Origin of the sequence: Rothia sp. HMSC065D02, assembly GCF_001815285.1 — a bacterium.
GTDB lineage: Bacteria > Actinomycetota > Actinomycetes > Actinomycetales > Micrococcaceae > Rothia > Rothia dentocariosa.
In genome coordinates this window covers 1-23,168 of sequence record NZ_KV820074.1, presented here as the reverse complement: position 1 = coordinate 23,168, position 23,168 = coordinate 1, and the positions used below count along the sequence as shown (strand labels likewise).

17 protein-coding genes are annotated in these 23,168 nt (G+C 53.9%); 11 read left to right on the top strand and 6 right to left on the bottom strand.

Translation table 11 applies throughout. The features are described 5' to 3' along the window. Window positions 1-36 precede the first annotated feature (36 nt). Window positions 37-1,290: a glutathionylspermidine synthase family protein gene (locus tag HMPREF3016_RS01395; protein ID WP_070739596.1), complete on the top strand. Its 1,254-nt coding sequence runs from the start codon at window positions 37-39 to the stop codon at window positions 1,288-1,290. Between the two features lie 142 nt (window positions 1,291-1,432). Here HMPREF3016_RS01395 and HMPREF3016_RS01390 read toward each other — a convergent pair whose 3' ends face one another. The 6 genes from HMPREF3016_RS01390 to HMPREF3016_RS01365 form a co-directional block, all read right to left on the bottom strand. Continuing rightward, entirely contained in the window at window positions 1,433-3,181 is a 1,749-nt protein-coding gene (locus tag HMPREF3016_RS01390) for a DUF885 domain-containing protein (RefSeq protein ID WP_070739593.1), read from the bottom strand. 157 nt (window positions 3,182-3,338) lie between these two features. Then, the gene (locus tag HMPREF3016_RS01385) at window positions 3,339-5,771 is read right to left on the bottom strand and encodes a restriction endonuclease (RefSeq protein ID WP_239661863.1); all 2,433 of its coding nucleotides are present in this window, start codon (window positions 5,769-5,771) and stop codon (window positions 3,339-3,341) included. A 163-nt stretch (window positions 5,772-5,934) separates the two neighbouring features. Further along, complete coding sequence (locus HMPREF3016_RS01380) at window positions 5,935-6,978, bottom strand: restriction endonuclease (RefSeq protein WP_070739590.1); 1,044 nt, start codon at window positions 6,976-6,978, stop codon at window positions 5,935-5,937. A 165-nt stretch (window positions 6,979-7,143) separates the two neighbouring features. Beyond that, window positions 7,144-7,527: an acyl-CoA carboxylase subunit epsilon gene (locus tag HMPREF3016_RS01375; RefSeq protein ID WP_070534861.1), complete on the bottom strand. Its 384-nt coding sequence runs from the start codon at window positions 7,525-7,527 to the stop codon at window positions 7,144-7,146. Window positions 7,528-7,622: 95 nt separating this feature from the next. Next, window positions 7,623-9,221: an acyl-CoA carboxylase subunit beta gene (locus HMPREF3016_RS01370; RefSeq protein WP_070534864.1), complete on the bottom strand. Its 1,599-nt coding sequence runs from the start codon at window positions 9,219-9,221 to the stop codon at window positions 7,623-7,625. A 260-nt stretch (window positions 9,222-9,481) separates the two neighbouring features. Then, window positions 9,482-9,766 carry a YciI family protein gene (locus HMPREF3016_RS01365; protein ID WP_004006185.1) on the bottom strand — a complete coding sequence of 95 codons (285 nt, stop codon included), beginning with the start codon at window positions 9,764-9,766 and terminating at the stop codon, window positions 9,482-9,484. A 158-nt stretch (window positions 9,767-9,924) separates the two neighbouring features. On the opposite strand from HMPREF3016_RS01365, the gene HMPREF3016_RS01360 reads away from it, so the two are divergent. From HMPREF3016_RS01360 to HMPREF3016_RS01315, 10 genes are all read left to right on the top strand, one after another. Continuing rightward, on the top strand, window positions 9,925-10,911 hold the full coding sequence (locus tag HMPREF3016_RS01360) for a biotin--[acetyl-CoA-carboxylase] ligase (protein WP_083296676.1): 987 nt from the start codon (window positions 9,925-9,927) through the stop codon (window positions 10,909-10,911). A gap of 2 nt (window positions 10,912-10,913) precedes the next feature. Then, window positions 10,914-11,405, top strand: a complete 492-nt coding sequence (locus tag HMPREF3016_RS01355; RefSeq protein WP_070449166.1) for a PH domain-containing protein — start codon at window positions 10,914-10,916, stop codon at window positions 11,403-11,405. Between the two features lie 165 nt (window positions 11,406-11,570). Beyond that, window positions 11,571-12,740 carry an adenylate/guanylate cyclase domain-containing protein gene (locus HMPREF3016_RS01350; protein ID WP_048751560.1) on the top strand — a complete coding sequence of 390 codons (1,170 nt, stop codon included), beginning with the start codon at window positions 11,571-11,573 and terminating at the stop codon, window positions 12,738-12,740. Next, entirely contained in the window at window positions 12,725-13,645 is a 921-nt protein-coding gene (locus HMPREF3016_RS01345; RefSeq protein ID WP_004006189.1) for a PP2C family protein-serine/threonine phosphatase, read from the top strand. The genes HMPREF3016_RS01350 and HMPREF3016_RS01345 overlap by 16 nt, the downstream gene beginning before the upstream one ends. 129 nt (window positions 13,646-13,774) lie before the next feature. After that, window positions 13,775-15,925, top strand: coding sequence for an NAD-dependent DNA ligase LigA (gene ligA, locus HMPREF3016_RS01340; protein WP_246828426.1), 2,151 nt, complete (start codon window positions 13,775-13,777; stop codon window positions 15,923-15,925). Window positions 15,926-16,734: 809 nt separating this feature from the next. Next, window positions 16,735-17,430 carry a transglycosylase family protein gene (locus HMPREF3016_RS01335; protein WP_179291497.1) on the top strand — a complete coding sequence of 232 codons (696 nt, stop codon included), beginning with the start codon at window positions 16,735-16,737 and terminating at the stop codon, window positions 17,428-17,430. A gap of 260 nt (window positions 17,431-17,690) precedes the next feature. Next, window positions 17,691-17,987, top strand: coding sequence for an Asp-tRNA(Asn)/Glu-tRNA(Gln) amidotransferase subunit GatC (gatC, locus tag HMPREF3016_RS01330; RefSeq protein ID WP_004006192.1), 297 nt, complete (start codon window positions 17,691-17,693; stop codon window positions 17,985-17,987). Between the two features lie 9 nt (window positions 17,988-17,996). Then, complete coding sequence (gatA, locus tag HMPREF3016_RS01325; RefSeq protein ID WP_070739584.1) at window positions 17,997-19,592, top strand: Asp-tRNA(Asn)/Glu-tRNA(Gln) amidotransferase subunit GatA; 1,596 nt, start codon at window positions 17,997-17,999, stop codon at window positions 19,590-19,592. Beyond that, window positions 19,592-21,097 carry an Asp-tRNA(Asn)/Glu-tRNA(Gln) amidotransferase subunit GatB gene (gene gatB / locus HMPREF3016_RS01320; protein WP_070739581.1) on the top strand — a complete coding sequence of 502 codons (1,506 nt, stop codon included), beginning with the start codon at window positions 19,592-19,594 and terminating at the stop codon, window positions 21,095-21,097. Before gatA ends, gatB begins: the two co-directional genes overlap by 1 nt. 264 nt (window positions 21,098-21,361) lie before the next feature. Next, on the top strand, window positions 21,362-22,996 hold the full coding sequence (locus HMPREF3016_RS01315) for an ATP-binding cassette domain-containing protein (protein WP_246828411.1): 1,635 nt from the start codon (window positions 21,362-21,364) through the stop codon (window positions 22,994-22,996). Window positions 22,997-23,168: the final 172 nt, after the last annotated feature.

Genomic DNA, 23,168 nt, shown 5'->3' with positions numbered 1-23,168 from the left:
CGTACTCAGCGGCGGTGTCTTATCACGAAAGATAATATGAAACGCGAAGAATTTCCGGTGGGACGCCCCGGCTGGGAACAAACCATTATTGATGAAGGCCTGACCTATAGCGTTGATGGTCCACACGATCTGCAGCATTACTGGAATGAGTATGCGGCCTATGTTTTTACACCCGTAGAAATGACTAATCTGCGGGATCAGGCGCGTGAGGTTCATCAAATGTGCCTGCACGCCATTGAGCGTATGGCATCTGGTGCCTACGGAACGCTCGGTCTTCCCGAAGCCGCCTTTAACATGGCTAAAGAATCGTGGAACCGCCACGAACCGGATTTCTACGGTCGCTTCGATTTCATCTACTCCGGGGTGCCCGGTGATCCTCTCAAACTCCTGGAATACAACGCCGATACCCCAACCGGCATCGTTGAGGCCACTATCAGCCAAAAGACATGGGCGAGCGATCAACGCCTCGACACCCGCGGTTACGTACACTGGGGTGAAATTGGTGAGGCTTTTACCGAACGCTGGCGGCAAATGTTTGCGCATGATCTCTCTCACGGCCGTTCACCACGACTGCACTTAGCGAGTGTAACCGAAGAAATCGATGTTAACGATGAAGACTATAACAACCTCTGGCTTATAGCCCATGCCGCCAATCGTGCGGGACTGACCACGAAGCTTATCCGTATCGACGAGGTTATTTTCGATGAGACCCTAAAAATCTGGAAAGACCCTGAGGGAGAACGCATCGAGAACCTTTTCAAGCTTTATCCCTGGGAAGATATGGTGACCGATAGCGAAAGCGGTTACGATAAGCTGCTCTTCGCCTACCACGATATGATGAACCGTTGGATTGAACCCGCATGGAAGATGTTCCTGTCGAATAAGATTTTGCTCGCCGCTCTATGGGATTTATACCCCAACCATCCCAACCTCTTAGAAACACATGTAGGAATGCGAGGCGGTCTGAAGAACTGGGTACGTAAACCGATATTTGGTCGCGAAGGCGATGGCATTGAGATCAATGCTCCCGATTACGATGTCTTTGTGCGTGATGAGGACGATGACCACTTTATCAACGTACCTGAAAGCGAATTTGTGTATCAGGATTTTGTTGCCCCGCCGGTGTACTCGGGGATTATTAACCGCACTAACCTGCCGATGCTGGGCATCTGGATGGTCAATGGCGAGGCGGTCGGTATGGGCATTCGCGAATCGGACAGGCCTATCACCGACTACGAATGTCGTTTCGCCCCGCATCTCGTACAGGTCAAACCGAACCTTATTCCGTAGCCGGTGTACCGCGTTTAACCACACTAAAACCCGTACACTTTGCTGTATATTCATAGGTTTATGTACGATACGCAGCAAAATATACGGGTTTTAGCGCCAGCTCTCTAGGGTTTAGGTTTATTCCGCGGTAAAGCGCAGGGGTTTAATCGTCGTCGTCATCCTCATCATCGCTATGGGGCATGACCTCATCGGTGAGGGCGCGTCGTAGCGTATCGAGCCCTACTGAACCGAGCATAAGAGCCTTCGTGTGGAACTCACGTAAAGACAACCCATCACGAAGCGCATCGTCTCGAAGTTGAAGCCACAAACGTTCACCCACCTTATAGCTGGGCGCCTGCCCGGGCCACCCTAGATACCGCAAGAACTCAAAACGGATAACGCTCTCGGTACCCTCTAGATTGAGTTTCAAGAACTCGTACCCCAACTCAGGAGTCCACAAAGTACCTGGTTCAACCCCCAGCGGTTCAGCCCAAGCATCGGGGATCGGAAGCTCACAGTGCACGCCAATGTCGAAAACCACGCGGGCGGCGCGCATCCGCTGACCATCCAACATGCCCATACGGTCTCCAGGATCGGTCAAGAACCCGAATTCTTCCATCAGACGCTCAGCGTAGAGCGCCCAGCCTTCACCATGCCCGGAAACCCAGATCAGCTGCGAACGCCATTTATTCATGCTCTCACTCATGACCAGCGCAATAGCCGTCTGCAGATGATGCCCCGGAACGCCCTCGTGGTACACCGTCGAAGTCTCGCGCCACGTGCCAAATGTATCGTCGCCCTTAGGAACAGACCACCACATGCGCCCAGGGCGCGAAAAATCGGGGGAGGGGCCGGTGTAATAGATACCGCCCTCATGGGTAGGGGCGATGCGGCATTCCAGACGCAGCATTGGGCCGTCAAGATCAAACTGGGTACCCGCGAGCTCATGCACCGCGCGGTCCGAGAGCGACTGCATCCACTCGCGGAGCGCATCGGTTCCGTGCAGAGTGCGTGACGGGTCGGCATCCAGGATCTCTTTTGCGCGTTCAATCGATGCTCCGGGCTCGATCTCCTCTGCAACCTGCCGCTGCTGAGCGATAATACGGTCAAGCTCCTGCACACCCCAGGCATAGGTTTCATCAAGATCGACAGAAGCCCCCAAGGATGCCCGAGAGTGCAGGGCATAGAGTTTGCGGCCGACCGCATCCTGCTGGGGAGCTGCCGGGAGCAGCACCTCGTACAAATACGTCCTGAGCGTAGCGTACCCATCTTTTGCCGCTTTAGCACCCCGCCGCGCCTGCTCGGCAAGATCCGGTACCGCCTGAGTAATCTCGGCGGCAAGCTCATCGAAAAAACCGCCCTCGGCGATATACGCGGCGATCTGCTCGATAACAATCTCTATCTGCCGACGCGGCGAGACATGACCAGCAACCCGAGCCGTATGCAGAGTCTGAACGAACCCGGTGATCGCCTGCGGAACGTTGAACAGACGCCCGGCAATATTAGCCCAATCCTGCTCGGTATTTCGCGCCATCAGATCGAACCCGCCGCGAATCTCTTGAGGAACCGAAACAATGTTGTTTAACTGCCAGCCGCCTAGCCCGGCACGGTGGCTCTCAAGACTAAGCCCCAGACGCTCCTGCATGGCATCAAGAGTCACAAGATCAACATCGTCTATGGGAATGACCTGATCAAGTTTCTTGAGGGTCGCGCGCACTAACTGGATATAGGCTTCCTCCCCGGCGGGGGAATAGTCGCGAAACTGAGTCGCGACACCCGTGCGCCCCTGCTCCGTTGCAATGACGGGATCTAAATCTAGAACCGCTTCGTAGAATTCGTTGGCGATGTGATCGACGTCGGTCAGCGCTCGCTTGACGCGGTAAATCTCCGGAATTTCGTGGTGAATGCTCATACTTTTCATACTAACGTAGCGTGGCATACAGCACGGCATTATTGCGCTGTATGTCCAGTACGTGAAGCGCCGAAACTTACGCACCGCATACGCCGCGACGGCGGCTGAGCAATCCTGAGATTATCAGCCACCGTCGCGTGAGGGGTACTTAAGATAATTACGATGCAGCGGAGTCAGAACCGCTGAAATACGCATCATCGAGCTCTATCGTCCCGGGCACCCGACCGTCACGAATACCCAAACGATGGGCAATTAGACGGTTCATGAGCTCGTCGCCCGCGATAAGATCCACCAGAATATGCGGGTACTTGGTGGAGCATCGAATGTACTCATCGTATGCATCATCACCGAAAGTTCCATCCGTGATAAACGCACCCAGTTGACCGCCCAATTGCTCTAGAGAGAGGTACAGGTTGGTAATATCCTGTACGCTGACCGCACCGTCGGCTGAACGCTGAGCCCGCACATAGAATGCGCGGTCGCGTTGCCCACCAGAGGGGTAAGCAATAACCTGAACACCCTGTGAAGCATCCGCACGTTCAGCCGTATATCCTCGTACCGAGAACAAGTCTGCCGCAATATCGGTGAAACGGTCCTTCGTCACCGCCTGCAGCTGGGGCTGAAGGAGAGCACGTTTGAAAACATCGCGGTAGCGCCTCTGCGCATCCTGCACGGCATTCCTTGCGGCTTCGACGGCGCTGAGAGCGTCCGAAGGTGCATCCGACGATTGCTCTACACCGGGTGTCTGAGACGGTACCGGCGCAGGTGCCTGGTAGGCGGGGGCAGGCTGGGTGAAAGACTGTGCAGAAGCGTAAGCTGCCGAAGAAATACCCGAACCACCCTGCGCCTGGGCAATGTTCTGCGGGGTCGCCTGAACGGGGGCACCATAGCCCGAGCGAGGACCCGACCCGTAATGCCCGCGCGAATTCTGGTAGGAATAGGAATCCTGAGAATGCTCTCGCTTCTCATACGGTTTACGGCCAGTATTGAGCGCAGCCGCAATATCCTCGGGAAGTTTGTGCCGAAGTGCCTGCTTCTGAAGCGGTACGATACGCGCGGCAACAGTCTCCGGAATACCGTTGGGGAAGCGATCCAAAAGTTCTATGGCGCTCTGCGTGAGTGTGTACCGTTCGGGATCCTTGCGAGAAAGCCTACCGCTCTGTCCACCGTGAACCTGCAGATAGCCTTCCTGCTTCAAAACCTGAACCGCAACCGCGTACCGGTTGCGCACGCGAGGAGTCGTATTGGAGCGATGCGGCGCTAAACGAGCCTGCAGATACGGCAAATCCAGCGTGTCCTCAACCTTCGCGAACAGGTCGTAGAAATTGATATCCGGGTTGTCACGCACCAAGGTCAGAATGTCGAAAAGCATATGATGCGGATGCGGAATCTGCTCCGCCGCCGCGGGATCGAGGAACGCGCGGCGCATCAACTCGTCAATCGAGCCGTCTTCTATGCTACTAAGAGCATCGACGTAGGCAGATCCCACCATGAAGACCTCTTGCTCGTCTTCATCTCCCTCTTCGAGGTAACGGTGCGCCAACAGTACATCATAAACATGTTCGCGTCCTTGAAAATACTCAGGAGAGTCTTCGTCTGCAAGCTGCTGAATCTCAGCATCCTGGGCAATAGCACGATCCACATCGGCCAGGGGCAGCTTCGCGTTCTCGCCTTTGGCGAGTACCGCATCCATGATGACGTGCCCCATACGAATGAGAAGTTTCTCATGGTGTTTAAGCTGATCCACCGTGAGCAAGGATACGGGAGCATCATCGAAAATATCGCTGAGTGCCTGGGCGGGCACCCCGTGCGGGAAACTGTACCGCAGATTCTTACCCTCGGTCGTGAGCGCATATGCGATCTTATCGTGGTGTTCCTTGGGGCGCAGGTAGCCTGCATCAAGAAGTCCACGCACAGATTCGGCGCATGATGTCTCAAAAAGCTGCTGTTCCAGTTGGGTGAGACCGTACCATCCCTGCACAAAGCCACATTCGCGCATCACAAGCTCACGAAGTTTACTCTCTGTAACGCTCAGATGCAGCGGAATAACCGATAGGGCAATAGGAGCAATATTGCGCACATTAATTTGAGCCAGCAGTCGCGGATAGTAATCCTGCATATAGAACAAATGCGTGCCAATAATGGGATAGAAAAGATCCTCTAGAATTTCACGCTGTTCGTCCTCAGAGCGCTGAAGAAAATCAAGCCCACGTTCGCTCAAAGAATAGAGCAAATTTCCCGGATGCAGATTACTGAGCGATACATCAAGATAATCATGATTTACGAATGCGACAATAATTTTGTCAATCGCATCACGAAATAACACGGATTTACCCACCGCAATATAGCGCTGGGTCATGGTGAAACCTATTTCAACCCCAACTGGAGTGTAAAGTTCGGGAAAAAGCAGTTTCTGTCCGTGCTCATGTGCTCGTTCAAATTGGCGTAAAAGCGCTAATGCCGCTCGAACCGCAATATCACGGCAATCATCGCGGTACTCCTCTGGAATATCATCCCAGGAAAGCGCTTTAAGAATGTTATCTACCGGTGTTTTCTCATGCCGAAGCATGTTCGTATTTACGATGGTCACAAGTACCCCTGTTGATATCTATATTTACTGTTCTACTAGTATAAACGGGAAAAAGGAATAAGTGTATTCATCCAAAAGGATGAATTATGGCAGGAAGGCGCGCAGAACTGCTGATCCAGCTTTGCGGTCTATTTATACAGGATTCTGCTGTCCTTCGAAGGTATCACCCATGAGAATCCTGCGGAATCCCGCGGGAGAAGTACTCTTCATCAATTCTGTAGGTGCATTCTCCCGGAGCATGAATAACCCCCACACGGTGCCGAATCATCAGTGAAACTAAACGGTCACGGTCAACCAGAGCAATGCGGTTGCCTCCGGGAAGGGCTTCCATTTGTTGCGGAACCTGCGCAGCAAATTCTCCACAGGTAACAAAAACGCCCTGTAACCCATTGTGTAAAAGAACTGCTCCAGCAAATTTTTGAATATCGCTGAGGGTTACTCTTGATGATCCACAATAATGTTTTGCTTGAACATAGATAGGCGGAAAACAAAGTTCTTTAGGATAATGTACAAGAACATCAATCCCGTGATCGTTAGGGCCGCCTATAACTGCTGCATGAAAAGTCCCTAAAGAATTAAAGACATCTGCCACAATATATTCAAAATATGTTGGTGAAACAGCATAAATACGTTCGATAAGATCACCGGCAAAATCTGCCGCATATGCCGCCTGAGCCAAAATAAGATCGGGATGCGCATCCCGCAAAGACGCACCGGGACTCAGCGGGGTGGTCATCGGGGTATACGAACTATGTTCGTGTTTATCTTGGGCTGGGGTATCGTGGGAATCCAGTTTGTCTGGATCCTTAGGAGCGCTTGCATAAAGCGGAGTAAAAAGTTTTTGGAGCTCATATCGAGCGCTTTGGGGAATGACGCTGCCGCGGCGCCGAATCTGCGCCGTTAGAATGTCGGCACCGGAATCGCTGAGCAGATAGCGAGTTTTTGAGGTTGTGGTTTTGGGAACGACCAGCACATAGCCCAAGCGAGCCATCGCCTGGAGCGTAGCCTTGACCTGGTGCATAAAAGCATCGGATTTGAGATCCTGAAGTTCTTCTTTGGTGCCTAAAGCGTGTGTTTGTTCAGAGAGGGACTGCGATATATCCGCCACGGTGCGGGGGACTGCACGGCTAAGCCGCCGCAGAGCCGGCAGAAAAAGAATCTCAACGGCCTCAAGCGGCACAGCATAATTTTTGTATTCTTTAGACATACCTGAACCACCTTTCGGGCATTTTAGTGTGGTTCGCTATATATACCTAGTATATAGGGCATCTAAATATCTTCCAGAGAAGCGATACATATTTCTCTTTATATACATCGAGCCTCGTACGTTATAGCGCACGAGACTCGATATTTTGCCGCAGCGAAGGCAAGGTTACATCGGGCGAGCCCTACGCCACGATCCCGGACCGGGACGCAGCGAAGCCCCCAGCCGCTGACGCCGGTTAAGCAAACGAGAAGCCGCCGTCAGAATCGAATTGTGCTCCTGCTGAGTCTGCGAACTCTGATATGAAGCTACCAATACGGTGAGTGCGGCAATCTCCTCAACCGTCGGATTACCCTTGATAACACGCAGCAGAGGCTGCTCGGAAGATTGTGAATCATCCTGAATATCCGCAGGATCCACGGTATCAGCATGCGGGGCAGCCTCCGAAGCGCCGTTCTGCGGTAAAACCTGATCAGCGGACTCTTTGGGAGTCGTAGGAGCATCCTTCTTCTTCCCGAAAGAGAAATAATTCAGCGGATTGTAGCCTGCCACAGGCGCCTCCTGACAATAAATAACCGATAATGCAGTATCTTGGTTCGAACTCCGGTCAGTACTGCATCACAACGTGAACTAAGAGCGGTCAAGAACTACAGCGGAATATTCCCATGCTTCTTCGCTGGCATAGCGGCACGTTTATCATGTAGCGCGCGAAGAGAAGAGATAATACGCACACGGGTCTCATGCGGAGCGATAACCTCATCCACATACCCCAACTCGGCGGCCTGGTACGGGTTCAGAATCTCTTCCTCATACTGCTCAATCAGCTCAGAACGGCGTTCCTCAATATCTTCGCCAGCCTCCGCAGCCGCGGCAAGATCACGACGATAAAGAATATTGACCGCACCCTGACCATTAAGCACACCCACCTGGGCGGTAGGCCACGCCATGTTAATATCGGCTCCCAGCGTTTTTGACCCCATCGCAATATATGCGCCACCAAAAGCCTTGCGGGTAATGATTGTAATGAGCGGTACAGTCGCCTCCGCATAGGCGTAGAGCAGTTTAGCACCGCGGCGAATAATACCGTTGAACTCCTGATCCGTACCCGGCAAGAATCCGGGAACGTCCACAAACGTCAAAATCGGAATATTGAAAGCATCGCAATTACGCACAAAACGCGCCGCCTTCTCAGCGGCGGCAATATCGAGACATCCCGCAAACTGCGTAGGTTGATTTGCCACAATACCCACCGTGCGACCCTCCACACGGGCATAACCAATCATGACATTCGGGGCAAATAACGCCTGAAGCTCAAAGAAATGCCCATCATCAACCACGGACTCGATCACATCGCGCATATCATAAGGCTGATTCGCAGAATCGGGGATGAGAGTATCAAGATCCAGATCATCCACCACGACCTCAAACTCCTGGTCATGATCCAACGGCAGCGACTCTGACAGGTTATTGGAGGGCAAGAATTCCAAAAGCTCCCGCACGAAATCGAAAGCGTCTTCTTCATCTTCGGCAAGGTAGGCACTCGTGCCAGTCATTGCATTATGCTGACGGGCGCCGCCCAAGGTTTCCATGTCAACCTGCTCACCGGTGACCGCCTTAATAACGTCCGGACCGGTGATAAACATATGCGAGGTCTTATCGACCATCACAATAAAATCAGTGAGCGCGGGGGAGTATGCGGCACCACCTGCGCAGGGGCCCATAATAATTGAAATCTGTGGAATAACACCCGAAGAACGCACATTCATCCGAAAAATATCGGCAAACAGCGCCAGAGAGGCCACCCCCTCCTGGATGCGAGCCCCGCCGCCATCGTTAATGCCGATCACCGGGCAGCCATTCTTGAGGGCAAACTTCTGCACCTTCACGATCTTCTCGCCGTTCACCTGCGAGAGCGAACCCCCGTACACCGTAAAATCTTGAGAATAGATAGCGACAAGACGCCCATCAATGGTGCCGTAGCCCGAAACTAAGCCGTCACCGAGGGGTTTTTTCTTGTCCATACCGAAAGCCGTGGTACGGTGGCGAGCTAAGGCATCAAACTCTACAAAAGAACCCTCATCGAGAATCATATCGATGCGCTCGCGTGCCGTATTCTTACCGCGTGCATGCTGTTTATCTATAGCGGCCTGCCCGCCGGGGGTAAGGGTCTGCTCGCGACGAGCATAAAAATCGGCGAGTTTACCGGCGGTCGTACTCAAGTCGTATTCCTGAGCGTTCTCAGACATGTATTCCTCGATTCGTGCGGCACGCATCATGCGTAGAGGGTTTTTATGACGTGCGGTGTCGATACGGATAGTAGGTTTTCTCAGGCTAGAAAAGCTACCCTATCAACTATAGTGTGCGGGGCGGTCATGGTGCCAGGTACCCGCGTATTTTCGTCATATGTGTTGCCTCAGATTCCTATGCTCCATCGGGATAAACCCGCCGGTTCGTTGCCTGGTGAGGGCACAAAGCGGCGGGTCGAAAACGGTGCTGAGGGGTAAAACTAGCGGATGCTGCCCAGAACCGGGTTCCACTCGCCGATAGTGTAGGACTCGACGGCACCGCCAATTTTCATGGGGTCGTTCTTGACGATGGTCTCGGCGGCATCAAAAGAATCAACTTGAGCGATTAGGAGAGCACCTACGGACACCGAGTCTTTCAGAAGCGGACCGGAAACTACGATCGTACCTTCCTGAACGCGTGTAGAGAGGTATTCACGGTGCGCCGGACGATGTGCATCCTGAAGGGCTGGGTCTCCGTAGACGTAAGAAATGACATAGTATGCCATGGCTGGTTCCTTTCCTGTGGTATTTACCGGTGGTTATCTGTCTCCAAGGGTACGCGCAGGGCGTAGACCCCAGTTACTCTACTATCTCACACCCGTATGAGAGCTCAGCATCACGAAGTACAGAGTGTACAAGGCTCCGAGCCACTATGATGGTACATATGTCGCTACCAGACCAGAGGCCTGCAATCCTTGATCCGTCCCGTATTCTTCCCGAAGCACGTGAGGCAGGGTACAGCTTCGTGCGCGTTTACGATGTTGTCGATACGACGAACACCGAAATTGTTCGGCGCCTTACACGCGGGGAACCGTGCGAACGTACCGAATTGGGGGAACTGTCGGTTTTTACCACCCTTTATATGACTGCCGGAAAAGGACGTATGGACCGCGCGTGGACAGCTCCTGCAGGTACTTGCTTAGCCACCAGCATTGTGGTGCGCCCTCATGCTGGTGTTGGGCAGCAGCTGCCGATTACAAGCTACCATTGGCTGACTATGCTTGCCGGGCTAAGCGTGCTTGATGTCTGGCGTGAGTTGGGGCTTGATGCCGCCTTGAAATGGCCCAATGATCTGGTCATTCAAGGTCGTAAGGCATGCGGTATTCTCGCCCTGCTTCTGAGCGAACCGGCTCAAGTACCGGAGGAGAAAGGGCAGATGAGTATTGTCGTGGGGATTGGGCAGAACCTGAATATGCGTGAAGACCAGGTGCCTGTACCGACCGCCACGAGCGCTCTTATCCAACGCGGTGAACCCGTTGATAACCATGTGGTTTTGAACCGTATGCTGACCATTTTTGCCCGTCGCTATCGTGAGTTTGTAAGTGTTGGGGGAGACCCCCAAAAAACTTTGTTGTGCGGACAGTCTCTGCTTGATCAGGCACGTGCCGCCACGGTGACGCTGGGAGCCGAGGTATCGGTGCACCTTCCTGATGGACGCATCGTCACCGGGGCCGCAACCGATCTTGATGCTCAAGGGCGCATCCTAATCCGTGATACAACCGGTGCCGTGCAGGCCTATTCCGTAGGAGACATTGAACATTTGCGTCCGGCGGATGGAAGCTACGGTAATTTTTACCCTGCCCTCAGACAGGAAGATTCTCCAACGCCAACACCGTCTGAGATAACCCCTAATACTTCTGCAAAGGCATAAGCATGAAACTGCGTGGCAAACTCTACCCCGGCGAACAGACCATTGTCCTAACGAGGGCTCATCCCGGCGCTCTTGTGGGAGCCTTTGTCTACCTGCTGGTGGCCTTTACCTCAGCAAGTTTTGCCTCGACCGCACGATCATCGGGGCTGCTCTTCTGGGCGGGCAGTGTGGTAGCTGTGGTTACCGCTCTGGTGGCTCTTCGTAAGATATGGCGCTGGTCTGTCACACGGTACGCTATCACCACGCATCGCATCATGATTATTAAGGGCCTGATGCGCCGTAAGGCTGACATATCCTTGCTGCTTGACGGCATGGGAAATCGTTGGGTTTCGCAGAGTAGCCTGGGCGCTTGGATGGGGTACGGATCTTTCCATGTTGATTATGCAGGAGGATTTCGGCACCAGCTTATGCACCTTCCAAACCCCGAACGGTTCCGGAATATTGTCGAGCATGCCTGGCAGGACTACTATCCGTTACGTGTTAGTTATGTTTAGGGTCTAGCGGGCGAGATTTTTGCCTGGTAAGGGTAGAATAATGTGGGCAAGCATACTTTTTATGTCTGCCCGGAAGAGCACACGGGTATTCTTAATGTGAAATATTGCACCCGAATACAGTGTGTTGCATATATCCAGGGGACAAGGAAGGAGAACTCAACGCCTATGACTCATGAGAGCCTATCTGGCGATAGCGTTGAGGCTACCCCGTATAAGAATCCCCGAACGTTGGGCCCCGAAACCCAGATGTTGAATCTGCGTATTCTGCAGAACCTAGCGCAAAACAATATTTACCGTGACGAAACCTCAAAAGAAGGCGTGCGCGTGCTTGAACGCGCCCTGCTGGGAGAGGGCCGCCGATATAAACCCCGAGAAGCCGCTGCTGCCGCGCAGATGAGCCTTGAAGATGCTCGCCGGATCTGGCGCAATATGGGTTTTCCTGATATTCACGCCGCCGATCCCCATTTCACGGAACTCGACGTCAATATGCTCGAAGACCTGGAGAATCTCAACCGAACGAATCTTGTTGCGGAAGAGAGCATTGTCTCTTTGACACGGTCCGTAGGGCAGCTGACCGATCGCATTGTGGCGTGGCAGATTGAAACGCTGGTGCACGACATTATGGATCGTGATGGTGTAGACGATGCGCAGGCACGCCGTCAGCTTCTCTTCCGTCTTGCAGATCTCATGCCGGTTCTCGAAGAACTCGCGCTCTACGCTTATCGTCGTCAAATGTATACGGGTGTTCTTCGTCTCGCTCTGCGCGAGAATAAAAAGCTGGGGTCGGAGCCAGCTCAGCTCCCCCTCGTGCGGGGTGTAGGTTTCGTTGATTTGGTGTCGTATACCTCCCTGGTTCGTAACCTGAGTGCCCCCGAATTAGCGCGTCTTATCAACCGTTTTGAACAAAGCTGTCTCGATATTATTGCTCCGAGCGGCGGGCGCATCATTAAGACTCTAGGCGATGAAGTTTTCTTCCTCACGGAGGCTCCCGAGGCTATCGCCGAGATCAGTCTGAAACTGGCGGAGCAAATCGGAAAAGACCCTGAACTGCCAGAAGTGCGTGTAGCATTTATTTGGGGCGAGGTCCTGGCGAATCGTGGAGATGTTTATGGTTCGAGCGTAAACCTTGCTTCACGGCTGGTATCTCTCGCGGAACCCGGTTCTGTGCTGACCGATAGCGAGACCGCCGAAACGCTCAAAGAGTATGGCGACCGCTTTACTCTGACGTACCAAGGCACACGCAACGTGCGTAGCTTTGGTAATGTAGACCCTGTGGCGGTTACGCCCGGCGCTAGTTACATAACGGAGAACGATACATCATGGCAACTCCCTTGAACCTGACCCTGCGCACCGGTGGTGCGACTCATCGTGGGGCTCATCGTGACAACAACGAGGACTCGATGGCTGTAGCGGGGTCTCTATGCGTGGTGGCCGACGGTATGGGCGGTCACGAAGCGGGAGAGGTCGCATCGCGGTTGTGTGTACGTCAGCTGGCGTATTCGCATTTTTTTACTCGACCCGGCGGTATGAGCGAAGAAGAACAAGAAAACTACCGTCAGCGTGTCGAAAAGATTAAACAGGACTACCAAGATAAAAATTCAAAGCAGCGCCATCGTCGTTTAACAAATGAACTGAACCATGAAATTGTGCGTGCCCTTGATCGCACACGTGAGATTTTGGGTGAAACGAACGACAGTATTAAAGATGCGCTTTCGCGTTCAGGCGGTACCACCGTAACCGGCGCGTGGCTTACCAATATAGGTCAGCAGTACCTGTGGGTTGTCTTTAATATTGGCGATTCTCGTACATACCGGTTGATGCGTGAAGACGATGGTATTCACCACGCTGAAATGGAACGCCTGCCGGGCAACGAGGGCAATGTATCTCTTGAGCAGGTCACTACTGATCACTCTGAGGTTCAATATCTGGTGGATGAAGGGCAGATTACTCAGCTTGAAGCCCTAACGCACCCGCGCAGAAATGTGATTACCCGTGCACTAGGTACAGGTAATTTTTGGGAACCCGATTTTTGGGTGCTTCCCGCACGAGCGGGCGACCGTCTGATGCTCTGCTCGGACGGTCTTTCTGGCGAGCTTTCCCATGAATATATGGCGCGTGTTCTTACCTCTATACGTCACCCGCAAGATGCCGCCGATGTGCTTCAGCATGAGGCGCTGCGCTCGGGCGGTCGCGATAATATTACCGTGATTGTTGCTGACGCCATAGAAGCGCAAGACTAGTCTTTCCCCGTGACATTAACCGGCGCATCGGGGAAAGTGAACGGTTAGACTAGTGGGGTGACTGAAAATCTTGCTGAAACTCCCGCATCCCTTGACCGTGCCCTCAAGGCGCTAGATTCGAGCGCTGAGCTGACCGATACTATTCGCGCCGAATATGCCGAGCTGACCGATACTATTCGCGCCGCCCGGCATGACTACTATCAGGCAGATGCCCCGACTCTCTCAGATGCCGAATACGATAGGCTCTACCGCAGGCTTGAGCAGATTGAGGCACAATATCCCGCGTTGATTGCTAACGATTCGCCTACCCAAGAGGTAGGTGGAGAAGTCAGCGAGGCTTTTTCGCCGGTAACCCATCTGGTACGCATGTACTCCCTTGAGGATGTTTTTTCTCTTGAGGAGCTTCGGGCATGGCTAACAAAGACCGAGGAAAATACCCGTCTTCTCACCGGCACCGCACCGCAGTGGCTTACGGAGCTGAAGATTGATGGTCTTGCGGTCAATCTGCTGTATCGTAACGGTGTGTTGGTGCGTGCGGCTACTCGTGGTGACGGTACTACGGGTGAGGATGTAACCCATAATGTGCGCACTATAGCCTCAATCCCACAGAAATTAGCGGGGGAGAACCACCCGGCGGAGCTTGAAGTACGCGGCGAGGTTTTCATTTCATCGGCAGACTTCAAGAAACTCAACGAAAAAATGGTGTCTGAGGGGAAGAACCCGTTCGCCAACCCCCGAAACGCCGCGGCAGGATCCCTGCGTCAGAAAGACTCTGCCGTGACCGCTGAACGCCCTCTGAGCATGTATGTTCATGGCGTAGGCTCGCGGACCGGGCTAGATGTGAACTCCCAGTACCAAACCTACGAGCAATTGGCCGCTTGGGGGCTTCCCACTAGTCCATACAGCAAACTTTTTACTTCAGTCGATGATATTCTTCGGTATATTGCCGAGTACGGTGAAAAGCGCCATTCCCTGGTGCACGAGATCGACGGCATAGTCATCAAGGTCAATGACTTTGTAGCGCAGACTCAACTGGGGTACACCTCGCGAGTGCCGCGCTGGGCTGTAGCGTATAAATACCCGCCCGAAGAGGTTAACACCAAGCTTCTCGATATTCGCGTGGATGTTGGGCGTACCGGCCGCGTGACCCCCTATGGTGTGATGGAACCCGTGCTTGTCTCGGGCTCTACCGTTGAACGCGCAACCTTACATAATCAGGATGTGGTGAAGGCCAAGGGTGTGCTTATCGGAGACACCGTGGTTCTTCGTAAGGCTGGCGACGTGATTCCCGAGATCGTGGGGCCTGTGGTTGCTCTTCGTAACGGTCATGAACGCGAGTTCGTTATGCCCACCGAGTGCCCTTCCTGCGGTACGACGTTGGCTCCCGGTAAAGAGGGCGACGTCGATATGCGCTGCCCCAATTACCGTTCCTGCCCGGCGCAGCTGACCGAGCGCATCTACTACGCCGCGTCGCGGGGTGCTTTCGATATTGAAGCACTCGGCTTTGAGGCGGCTAAGGCTTTGACAGCTCCCGCCGAGCCTGAGCAGCCTCCGCTCACGAGTGAGGCGTTCCTCTTTGATCTCACCGCCGAAGATCTACGCGATGTGAAAATTCGCCGCGAGAAGAAGGTCAAGGGGGTGGGTACCGGCAAGTTTGAGCTTGTTCCGTACTTCTATACGAAGCCCACGAAAGCAAAGCCAGACCCTGTTCCTACGAAGAACACACAAAATCTCTTTGTAGAGCTTGAGAAAGCAAAATCGCAGCCTCTCTGGCGCGTGCTTGTAGCCTTATCGATTCGCCATGTGGGGCCAACCGCGGCGCGCGCCCTCGCCACCGAATTTGGCTCTATGGATGCGATCGCCCAGGCTGACCGGGATAGGTTAGCGGCTGTTGATGGTGTGGGCGGCGTTATCGCCGATTCGATTATCGAATGGTTTACAACGGATTGGCATCGCGAAGTTCTTGCCCGTTGGGCGGATGCCGGTGTGCGTATGGAAGATGAGCGTGACGCGTCAATAGAACGCACGCTCGAAGGCGTGACCGTGGTTGTGACCGGAACCCTTGTGAACTATAGCCGTGATAGTGCGAAGGAAGCGATTATCGTGCGCGGCGGGCGCGCCTCCGGGTCTGTGTCTAAGAAGACCCATTTTGTGGTTGCCGGAGCCTCTGCGGGGTCAAAACTTGATAAGGCCGAGGCCCTGGGAATTCCGGTTCTTGATGAAGACGGGTTTACGAAACTTTTGGCCCACGGGCCCGATGCGCTAACACCGGGGGAGTAGGACTCTTACTCCGAGTTATCTACCAAATAACGGCGAAAGGTTACGCTGTAGCTGGTATTTGGTGTGGGGTAGCGCAGCTGTATGATGTACTGCGATGAAGGGCCTGAAACCTGGCAATAGAGTTGTAAACGCCCGAAAATAGCTCTATATGGTGTGACTTAAGCACATAATCTCCCAAAGACCGTGCATATATGCTAAGGCGCGCCATCGCGCCGCAGAACTGTTAAGTGGTTTGGACTCATGTCGTCATGAACCCTTAAAACACGCCGCAAGCGAAAAATTTTTTAAAAAATTTTTAAATGGGTGCAGGGTCACTATTACGAAATGATAAAGCCCACCCCCGGAAACAGAATATAGAAGAGTCGTTCTTGTGTGCTCCCTTGGTATGGCAATGGATGAGTAGGAATCGAGGTTTTAAAAGTTTGAACTTAGCCTACCCTGAGTTAATTTACCTGGGAGTTCCCTGTGAGAACTCAGAACGCTTGCTGAGAGCATAGGAGAGGTTGGAATCTTGAGTTTTCTCAGCTATCTTTATCTGCAGAACGATTCCTTTATTGGGAGTCAATCAGAAATTTAGTTTTGGGACCGGAAACCCCAAAACGATGCCCGGTTCTACCGCACGTCCCCACGTGAGGATGCGCCTCTGCCGTCTACCCCGCAATACGCGACTATGGCGGAAGCGCGAATCACCTGGATAGCCGCTCACATGGTAGAGCCTCGACAAGTAATCAATTTGTTAAAACGGGTGAGCGGTAACGCTATGAAGCTCCGGGGACGGAGTGAGCGTGGATGGCCTTATTTGGAGCATTATGAAGAACACTTCCGCAATCCGCCGTACTGTTGCTGCTCTCGCTATTGGTGGTGCAGCTGCAGCCGCTGCCGCGCCTGCTGCAAACGCAGCACCGGCATCCACCTGGGATGCTTTGGCACAGTGTGAGTCCGGTGGTAACTGGGCAATCAACACTGGCAACGGCTTTTACGGTGGTCTGCAGTTCACCCAGCAGTCCTGGAACGGTGTCGGCATGTCCGGTTCCCCCATGAACGCTTCCCGTGAACAGCAGATTGAGGCAGCAGAGCGTCTGCTTGCACAGCAGGGCTGGGGCGCATGGCCCGCATGCTCCTCGAAGCTCGGTCTGTCCGGTAACGCAACCCCCTCCTACACCGATCCCGGTGCAGCTCAGCAGGAGGTAGCACCTCAGGCACAGGCTCAGCAGTCCTACTCCGAGCCCGTTCAGGAAGCAGCACCTGCTGCTCCCGCACCTACGACTCAGGCTCCTGCTCAGGAAGCTCCCGCAGCACCTGTTCAGGAAGCAGCACCTGCAGCTCAGGCACCCGCAGCAACCGCTGCTGGCACCTACACCGTGCAGTCCGGTGATACCCTCTCCGGTATCGCTGCTCAGCTCGGCGTTGCTGGTGGTTACCAGGCAATCGCAGCTGCTAACACCGACGTTGTCTACAACGTTGACCTGATCTTCCCCGGTCAGGTTCTGAACATCCCCGCATAATTTAGGGAGTTCACCTTAACGTAGATATATGAGCCCCATCTTCCTTCGGGAAGGTGGGGCTCATATATGTCTAGGCACGATACTGCCCTTTACACTTCAGACTTATGAATGCCAGAGCGAAAATCTATTCTGTGCAGGCTTATAGGTTTGGAGTCCCTGCAAATCTAAAAACTCTCTCGCTAGATCACCGATACGTCAGCATACCTGCGAGCCGACGGGTACACTAGATAGAGAATTGAAAGTATACCTAACGGAGAATCATGTCTGCCATCACCACCGAGCAGGTTAAGCACCTTGCCGAACTGGCACGCATCGAGATGACAGAGGACGAGCTCAACGCTATGGCGGCAGAGCTCGATATTATTGTCAGCTCGATGGAGCATCTGTCTGAAACCGTCACCCCAGACATACCCCCGACCAGCCATCCGATTTCGCTTCAGAACGTCTTGCGCGAAGATGTTGTGGGGCAGACCCTCACCCAGGAAGAGGCGCTTTCAGGTGCCCCCGATGCGCAGGATGGCAAATTCCGCGTGCCCGCAATTCTCGACGAAGACTAAGGGGAAGACGTGAACGAACTTATTGTGCTCACTGCGGCTGAAGCCGCTCAAAAACTTGCAGCCGGTGAGATTTCTGCCGTTGAGCTTACCCGGGCGCATATAGATCGCATTGAAGCAATCGATGGCACCCCACTCAGCGAGAACCGCGCTGACGGTAAAAGTGGTCTGAATGCTTTCCTGCACATCAACCGTGAGGAAGCCCTGGAGACCGCGCAGGCTGTTGATGCTGACCGTGCGGCAGGTCAAGAGCTGCCCGCGCTCGCTGGTGTACCCATCGCTGTTAAAGACTTGATCGTCACAAAGGGACAGCCCACCACCGCCGGATCGCGCATGCTTGAAGGATGGATGAGCCCCTATGACGGTACCGTAACTCGCAAGGTGCGTGCAGCACGCATGCCAATCTTGGGGAAGACTAACCTCGACGAGTTTGCGATGGGTTCCTCGAACGAGCACTCGGCATTTGGCGTAGTTCGTAACCCCTGGGCGCTTGATCGTGCCCCCGGCGGCTCTGGCGGCGGATCTGCCAGCGCTGTTGCGGCTTTCCAGGCTCCCTTAGCTCTTGGAACTGATACAGGTGGATCTATTCGCCAGCCTGCCTCCCTCACCGGTTCTGTAGGCGTAAAACCGACTTACGGTTCGGTATCCCGCTACGGCGTAATTGCTATGGCATCTTCGCTTGACCAAGTAGGTCCCTGCGCTCGTACCGTGCTCGATACTGCGATGCTTCACGAAGCTATCGCCGGTCACGACCCCATGGACTCTACCTCTTTGAATGAACCAGTCGGTCCTTTTGCGGCTCAGGCTCTTGAGGGTGCCAACCCTGAATCCCTCAAAGGGATGCGCATTGGTGTTATTAAAGAACTCGGTGGCGGTTCTGGTAGCGGTTTCCAACAGGGCGTTCTTGACCGTTTCCACGACGCCCTAAAGCTGCTGGAGAAGGCTGGGGCTGAGGTTGTAGAAGTTTCCCTTCCCTCGGTAAAGGAAGCGATTAGCGCTTACTACATGATTATGTCCTCCGAGGTATCTTCAAACCTGGCAAAATACGACGGCGTGCGGTACGGTCTGCGCGTTATACCCGAAGACGGTTCGGTGACTATTGAGCGTGTCATGGCAGCTACCCGCGAAGCTGGTTTTGGCGACGAGACTAAGCGCCGCATCATTTTGGGTACCTATGCGCTTTCAGCGGGTAATTACGATGCCCACTACGGTGCGGCATTGCGCGTGCGTACTCTTATTCAGCGTGATTACACCGCGGCTTTTGAGAAGTGCGATGTGCTGGTTTCTCCGACTTCGCCAACGACCGCCTTCAAACTGGGTGAGAAAACCAAAGGTGACCCCATGGCGATGTACTTGGGTGACGTGGCAACCGTGCCGGTAAACCTTGCGGGGGTTCCCGCGATTTCGCTTCCGGCAGGCGTTGCCGACGAAGACGGACTACCTGTGGGCATACAGTTCACCGCCCCCGCACGCGAAGATGCACGCCTGTACCGGGTGGGTGCCGGTTTGGAAGCGCTTCTGAATGATACCTGGGGCGCGCCGTTCTACACCCGCATTCCCAACACCGAAAATCTGATTAGCGACTTTGACTTTGGGGGTACCAAGTAATGAGTGAAGAAGTCCTCAGCTTCGAAGAAGCCATCGAGAAATATGATCCGGTGCTTGGTTTTGAGGTGCATGTAGAGCTCAACACAAACACCAAAATGTTCGATGCCGCTCCGAACGTTTTCGGGGATGAACCGAACACCAATATCACCCCGGTCTCGCTTGGGCTGCCCGGTGTGCTTCCCGTGGTGAACAAGGTGGCAGTTGAATCAGCTATTAAGCTGGGTCTTGCCCTGGGATGCGATATTGCGCCTATCTCGTATTTTGCGCGTAAAAACTACTTCTACCCGGACTCCCCGAAGAACTTCCAGACCTCGCAGCATCATGGCCCTATCGCTGAGAATGGCAAGCTGGATGTAGAACTCGAAGACGGAACCGTCTTTACCGTTGAGATTGAGCGCGCGCATATGGAGGAAGACGCCGGTAAGCTCACCCATGTGGGCGGTGCCGACGGGCGCATCCAGGGCGCGGCATTCTCGCTGGTGGACTACAACCGCGCCGGTGTGCCGCTAATCGAGATTGTGACCCGCCCGATTGTGGGTGCTGGCGAGCGTGCGCCCGAACTGGCACGCGCCTATGTTGCAGCGATTCGTGAGATTGTCAAAGGCTTGGGCATCTCGGATGCTCGCATGGAGCGCGGTAACGTGCGATGTGACGCAAACGTGTCGCTCATGCCCAAGGGGAGCGAGAAATTCGGTACTCGTTCGGAGACGAAGAACGTTAACTCCCTGCGCTCGGTGGAACGTGCAGTACGCTATGAGATTCGCCGTCACGCTGCTATTTTGGAACGTGGTGAGAAAATTCAGCAGGAAACCCGCCACTGGCATGAGGATACCCGCGAGACTTCATCAGGGCGTCCCAAATCTGATGCCGACGATTATCGCTACTTCCCGGAACCTGACCTGGTGCCCGTGGTACCCGAGATGGCGTGGGTTGAAGAGCTGCGCGCAAGTCTGCCCGAGCCCCCTGCGGAACGTCGCCGCCGGTTGAAAGCGGAGTGGGGATACTCAGACGAAGAGTTCCGTGACGTGGTCAATGCCGGTGCTCTTGATGTTGTTGAGCAGACTATTGCCGCTGGGGCTAGCGCATCCGCCGCCCGCAAGTGGTGGATGGGTGAAATTGCCCGTAAAGCTAAGCAGGCCGAGGTTGAGCTGACCGCGCTGGGTATTGAACCTGTAACCGTGGTGGAGCTTGAGACCCTGATCGCCGAGGGTAAGATCAATGACAAGATTGCCCGTAAGGTGCTGGAGCATGTGCTCGCTGGCGAAGGTAAGCCTGCCGAGATCGTTGAGGCTCGCGGTCTTGCCGTGGTTTCTGACGACGGTGCGCTCACCGCCGCCGTTGAGGAGGCTTTGGCGGCCATGCCGGATGTTGCCGATAAGATTCGTGCCGGTAAGGTTCAGGCGGCCGGTGCGATCGTTGGCCAAGTCATGAAAGCTACCCGAGGCCAGGCGGATGCGGCTCGCGTGCGTGAGCTTATTCTGCAGGCTTGCGGTGTGGAAGGCTAATTACCCAAGCACCCTCGATAAGCACTCTGTTCGGGCTCTAAAAAGGCTCTTTATCCGAATAAAGCGATAAAAAATACGCTTTATTCGGATAAAGAGCCTTTCTATGCTGAATAATACAGTGCAGTAGCGCTATGAGTAAGGGATAAGCCCGCAGCAGACACGCAGCACATTCAGCCTTATACGGTACAGTAGTGATATACGGCATAGTAGGTCGAGGAGGAAAGCATGAAGGTTATCCGAAGTCTCAGATCGGGGACCCTCCTAATGCTTATCGTGCTTACTCTTGTGCTTGCTGTAAGTTCGGTGCTTGAAAGTGTGCTCATCAAGTACCTTTCCGATGCCGTTATCACGGGCGATCGTAAGCTTTTTCTCCTGATGTTTCTTGCCGTGCCCGTATACCTTATCGTCGATACATTTTTTCATTACGCACGCCAGTACCGTGCCGCTCTCGCCGGGGTGCAGATTCAGAATAACCTGCGTGCAGAACTGTTCCGCCGCATCGGGCTTTCTCCCGTAGCGCGGCTGACGGGCAGGAGCTCCGAATATTATTTTTCGCAGTTCACGAGTCAGCTTGAAAGCATTAAAACCAACTATATTGACGTTATTTTCTGGGGCGGATACCTCACCGCGCAGCTTATTCTCGCCATTGTGGCTGCTTTTATTCTGAACCCGTTCATGGCGTGCGCTGTTCTTGCGCTGAGCCTGCCGGTGGGTTTGATACCGATGATGACTCGAAAACGTATTGGTACCGTGACGAAAGTTTATGCTTCGCGGACCGACGCATTGAACGAGGTTAGCGGTGATACGCTCCGCAGCGCTTTGGGGTGGAAGATTCTGGGCGCATACTCATTCGTGGCTAAACGCTTTTCTGAAGAATTGAGTGAATGGTACGTGGCGGCGCAGAGTTATCAGCGTACGCAGGAACGTGTAGACGCCGTCAATAGTATGTTCACGAAACTTCTGTATTTGGGAACGTGGCTTGCCGGTGGGGCGTTGGTGCTCTCGGGGCTATCGAGCGTGGGCGAGGTGGTCGCTTTTGCCCAGTTGACCGGTATGATTTGCATGCCGCTGTTTATGTCTACAGGTTTGCTGACCCAGTATTATGCAGGTCGTGAGATTATCCGCAAGATTGATGCGGAAGTACCCGCTGTGGAAGATTACCGATCGGGCGAGCCTCTCACACTGGACGCGATTACCTATCGTGACGTCAAGCCTTTGGGCGAAAAGTCGGTGGGTTATGGCGTGAGTTTCATATTTGAGACTGGTAAAAAGTATTTGGTGATTGGCGCATCCGGCTCGGGCAAATCTACGCTTTTCAAACCTCTTTTTGGAAATAATCCCGAGTATAGCGGAACTATTGAGGTACACGAATCTGGGCAGACGCGCGATCTGCGTGAGATTGCTGAACAGGATATGCATGCTTCCCTAGGGCTGCTTGCGCAGGACAATCATCTGCTGCACGATAGCCTGCGCGAGAATATTCGCCTGTACGATCCGTCGGTGCCGGATGCGCAGATTCTCTGGGCTTGTGAGCGCGCAGGTCTGGGAGAATGGGCTTCCGCGAGGGGTCTTGATTATATGCTGAGCGACGATTTGAGATCGCTTTCCGGCGGAGAGAAACAGCGTATCTTGCTTGCACGTATGCTCCTGCACGAACGCTCTTTCTATATTGTGGATGAGCTTACCACTGGGTTGGACCACGCTACGGCGGGACGGGTTGAGCGTGCTCTTTTCGAGAGCATGGAAGGGTTTGTTTACATTACGCACCGTACGGTTCCCGAGGTGTTGGCGGCGGTCGATGAAGTGCTTGTCATGGAAGACGGCGAGCTTGTAGCATCCGGAGCCTGGGATGATGTGCACGCGGCCGCCCTAGAACGTGGGCTTGTGGGGCATCCCTGACAACCTGCTAAAAAGGCTCTTTATTCGAATAAAGCGTATTATTCGCCGCTTTATTCGAATAAAGAGCCTTTTTGTGCCCCGAGGAAGGGGACACATTGGAATGGTATACCCGCTTATTCGGTAATCCCCAAGTTTGTCAGGATGAAGGCGTAGTCCCACGCGATCTCACGCC

What these genes read in the sequence shown, in the direction of transcription:
- HMPREF3016_RS01395 (WP_070739596.1), top strand. Translation starts at nt 37, where the DNA reads ATGAAACGCGAAGAATTTCCGGTGGGACGCCCCGGCTGGGAACAAACC.
- HMPREF3016_RS01390 (WP_070739593.1), bottom strand. Translation starts at nt 3,181, where the DNA reads ATGAGCATTCACCACGAAATTCCGGAGATTTACCGCGTCAAGCGAGCG.
- HMPREF3016_RS01380 (WP_070739590.1), bottom strand. Translation starts at nt 6,978, where the DNA reads ATGTCTAAAGAATACAAAAATTATGCTGTGCCGCTTGAGGCCGTTGAG.
- HMPREF3016_RS01370 (WP_070534864.1), bottom strand. Translation starts at nt 9,221, where the DNA reads ATGTCTGAGAACGCTCAGGAATACGACTTGAGTACGACCGCCGGTAAA.
- HMPREF3016_RS01365 (WP_004006185.1), bottom strand. Translation starts at nt 9,766, where the DNA reads ATGGCATACTATGTCATTTCTTACGTCTACGGAGACCCAGCCCTTCAG.
- HMPREF3016_RS01360 (WP_083296676.1), top strand. Translation starts at nt 9,925, where the DNA reads ATGTCGCTACCAGACCAGAGGCCTGCAATCCTTGATCCGTCCCGTATT.
- HMPREF3016_RS01355 (WP_070449166.1), top strand. Translation starts at nt 10,914, where the DNA reads ATGAAACTGCGTGGCAAACTCTACCCCGGCGAACAGACCATTGTCCTA.
- HMPREF3016_RS01350 (WP_048751560.1), top strand. Translation starts at nt 11,571, where the DNA reads ATGACTCATGAGAGCCTATCTGGCGATAGCGTTGAGGCTACCCCGTAT.
- HMPREF3016_RS01345 (WP_004006189.1), top strand. Translation starts at nt 12,725, where the DNA reads ATGGCAACTCCCTTGAACCTGACCCTGCGCACCGGTGGTGCGACTCAT.
- HMPREF3016_RS01335 (WP_179291497.1), top strand. Translation starts at nt 16,735, where the DNA reads ATGAAGAACACTTCCGCAATCCGCCGTACTGTTGCTGCTCTCGCTATT.
- gatC (WP_004006192.1), top strand. Translation starts at nt 17,691, where the DNA reads ATGTCTGCCATCACCACCGAGCAGGTTAAGCACCTTGCCGAACTGGCA.
- gatB (WP_070739581.1), top strand. Translation starts at nt 19,592, where the DNA reads ATGAGTGAAGAAGTCCTCAGCTTCGAAGAAGCCATCGAGAAATATGAT.
- HMPREF3016_RS01315 (WP_246828411.1), top strand. Translation starts at nt 21,362, where the DNA reads ATGCTTATCGTGCTTACTCTTGTGCTTGCTGTAAGTTCGGTGCTTGAA.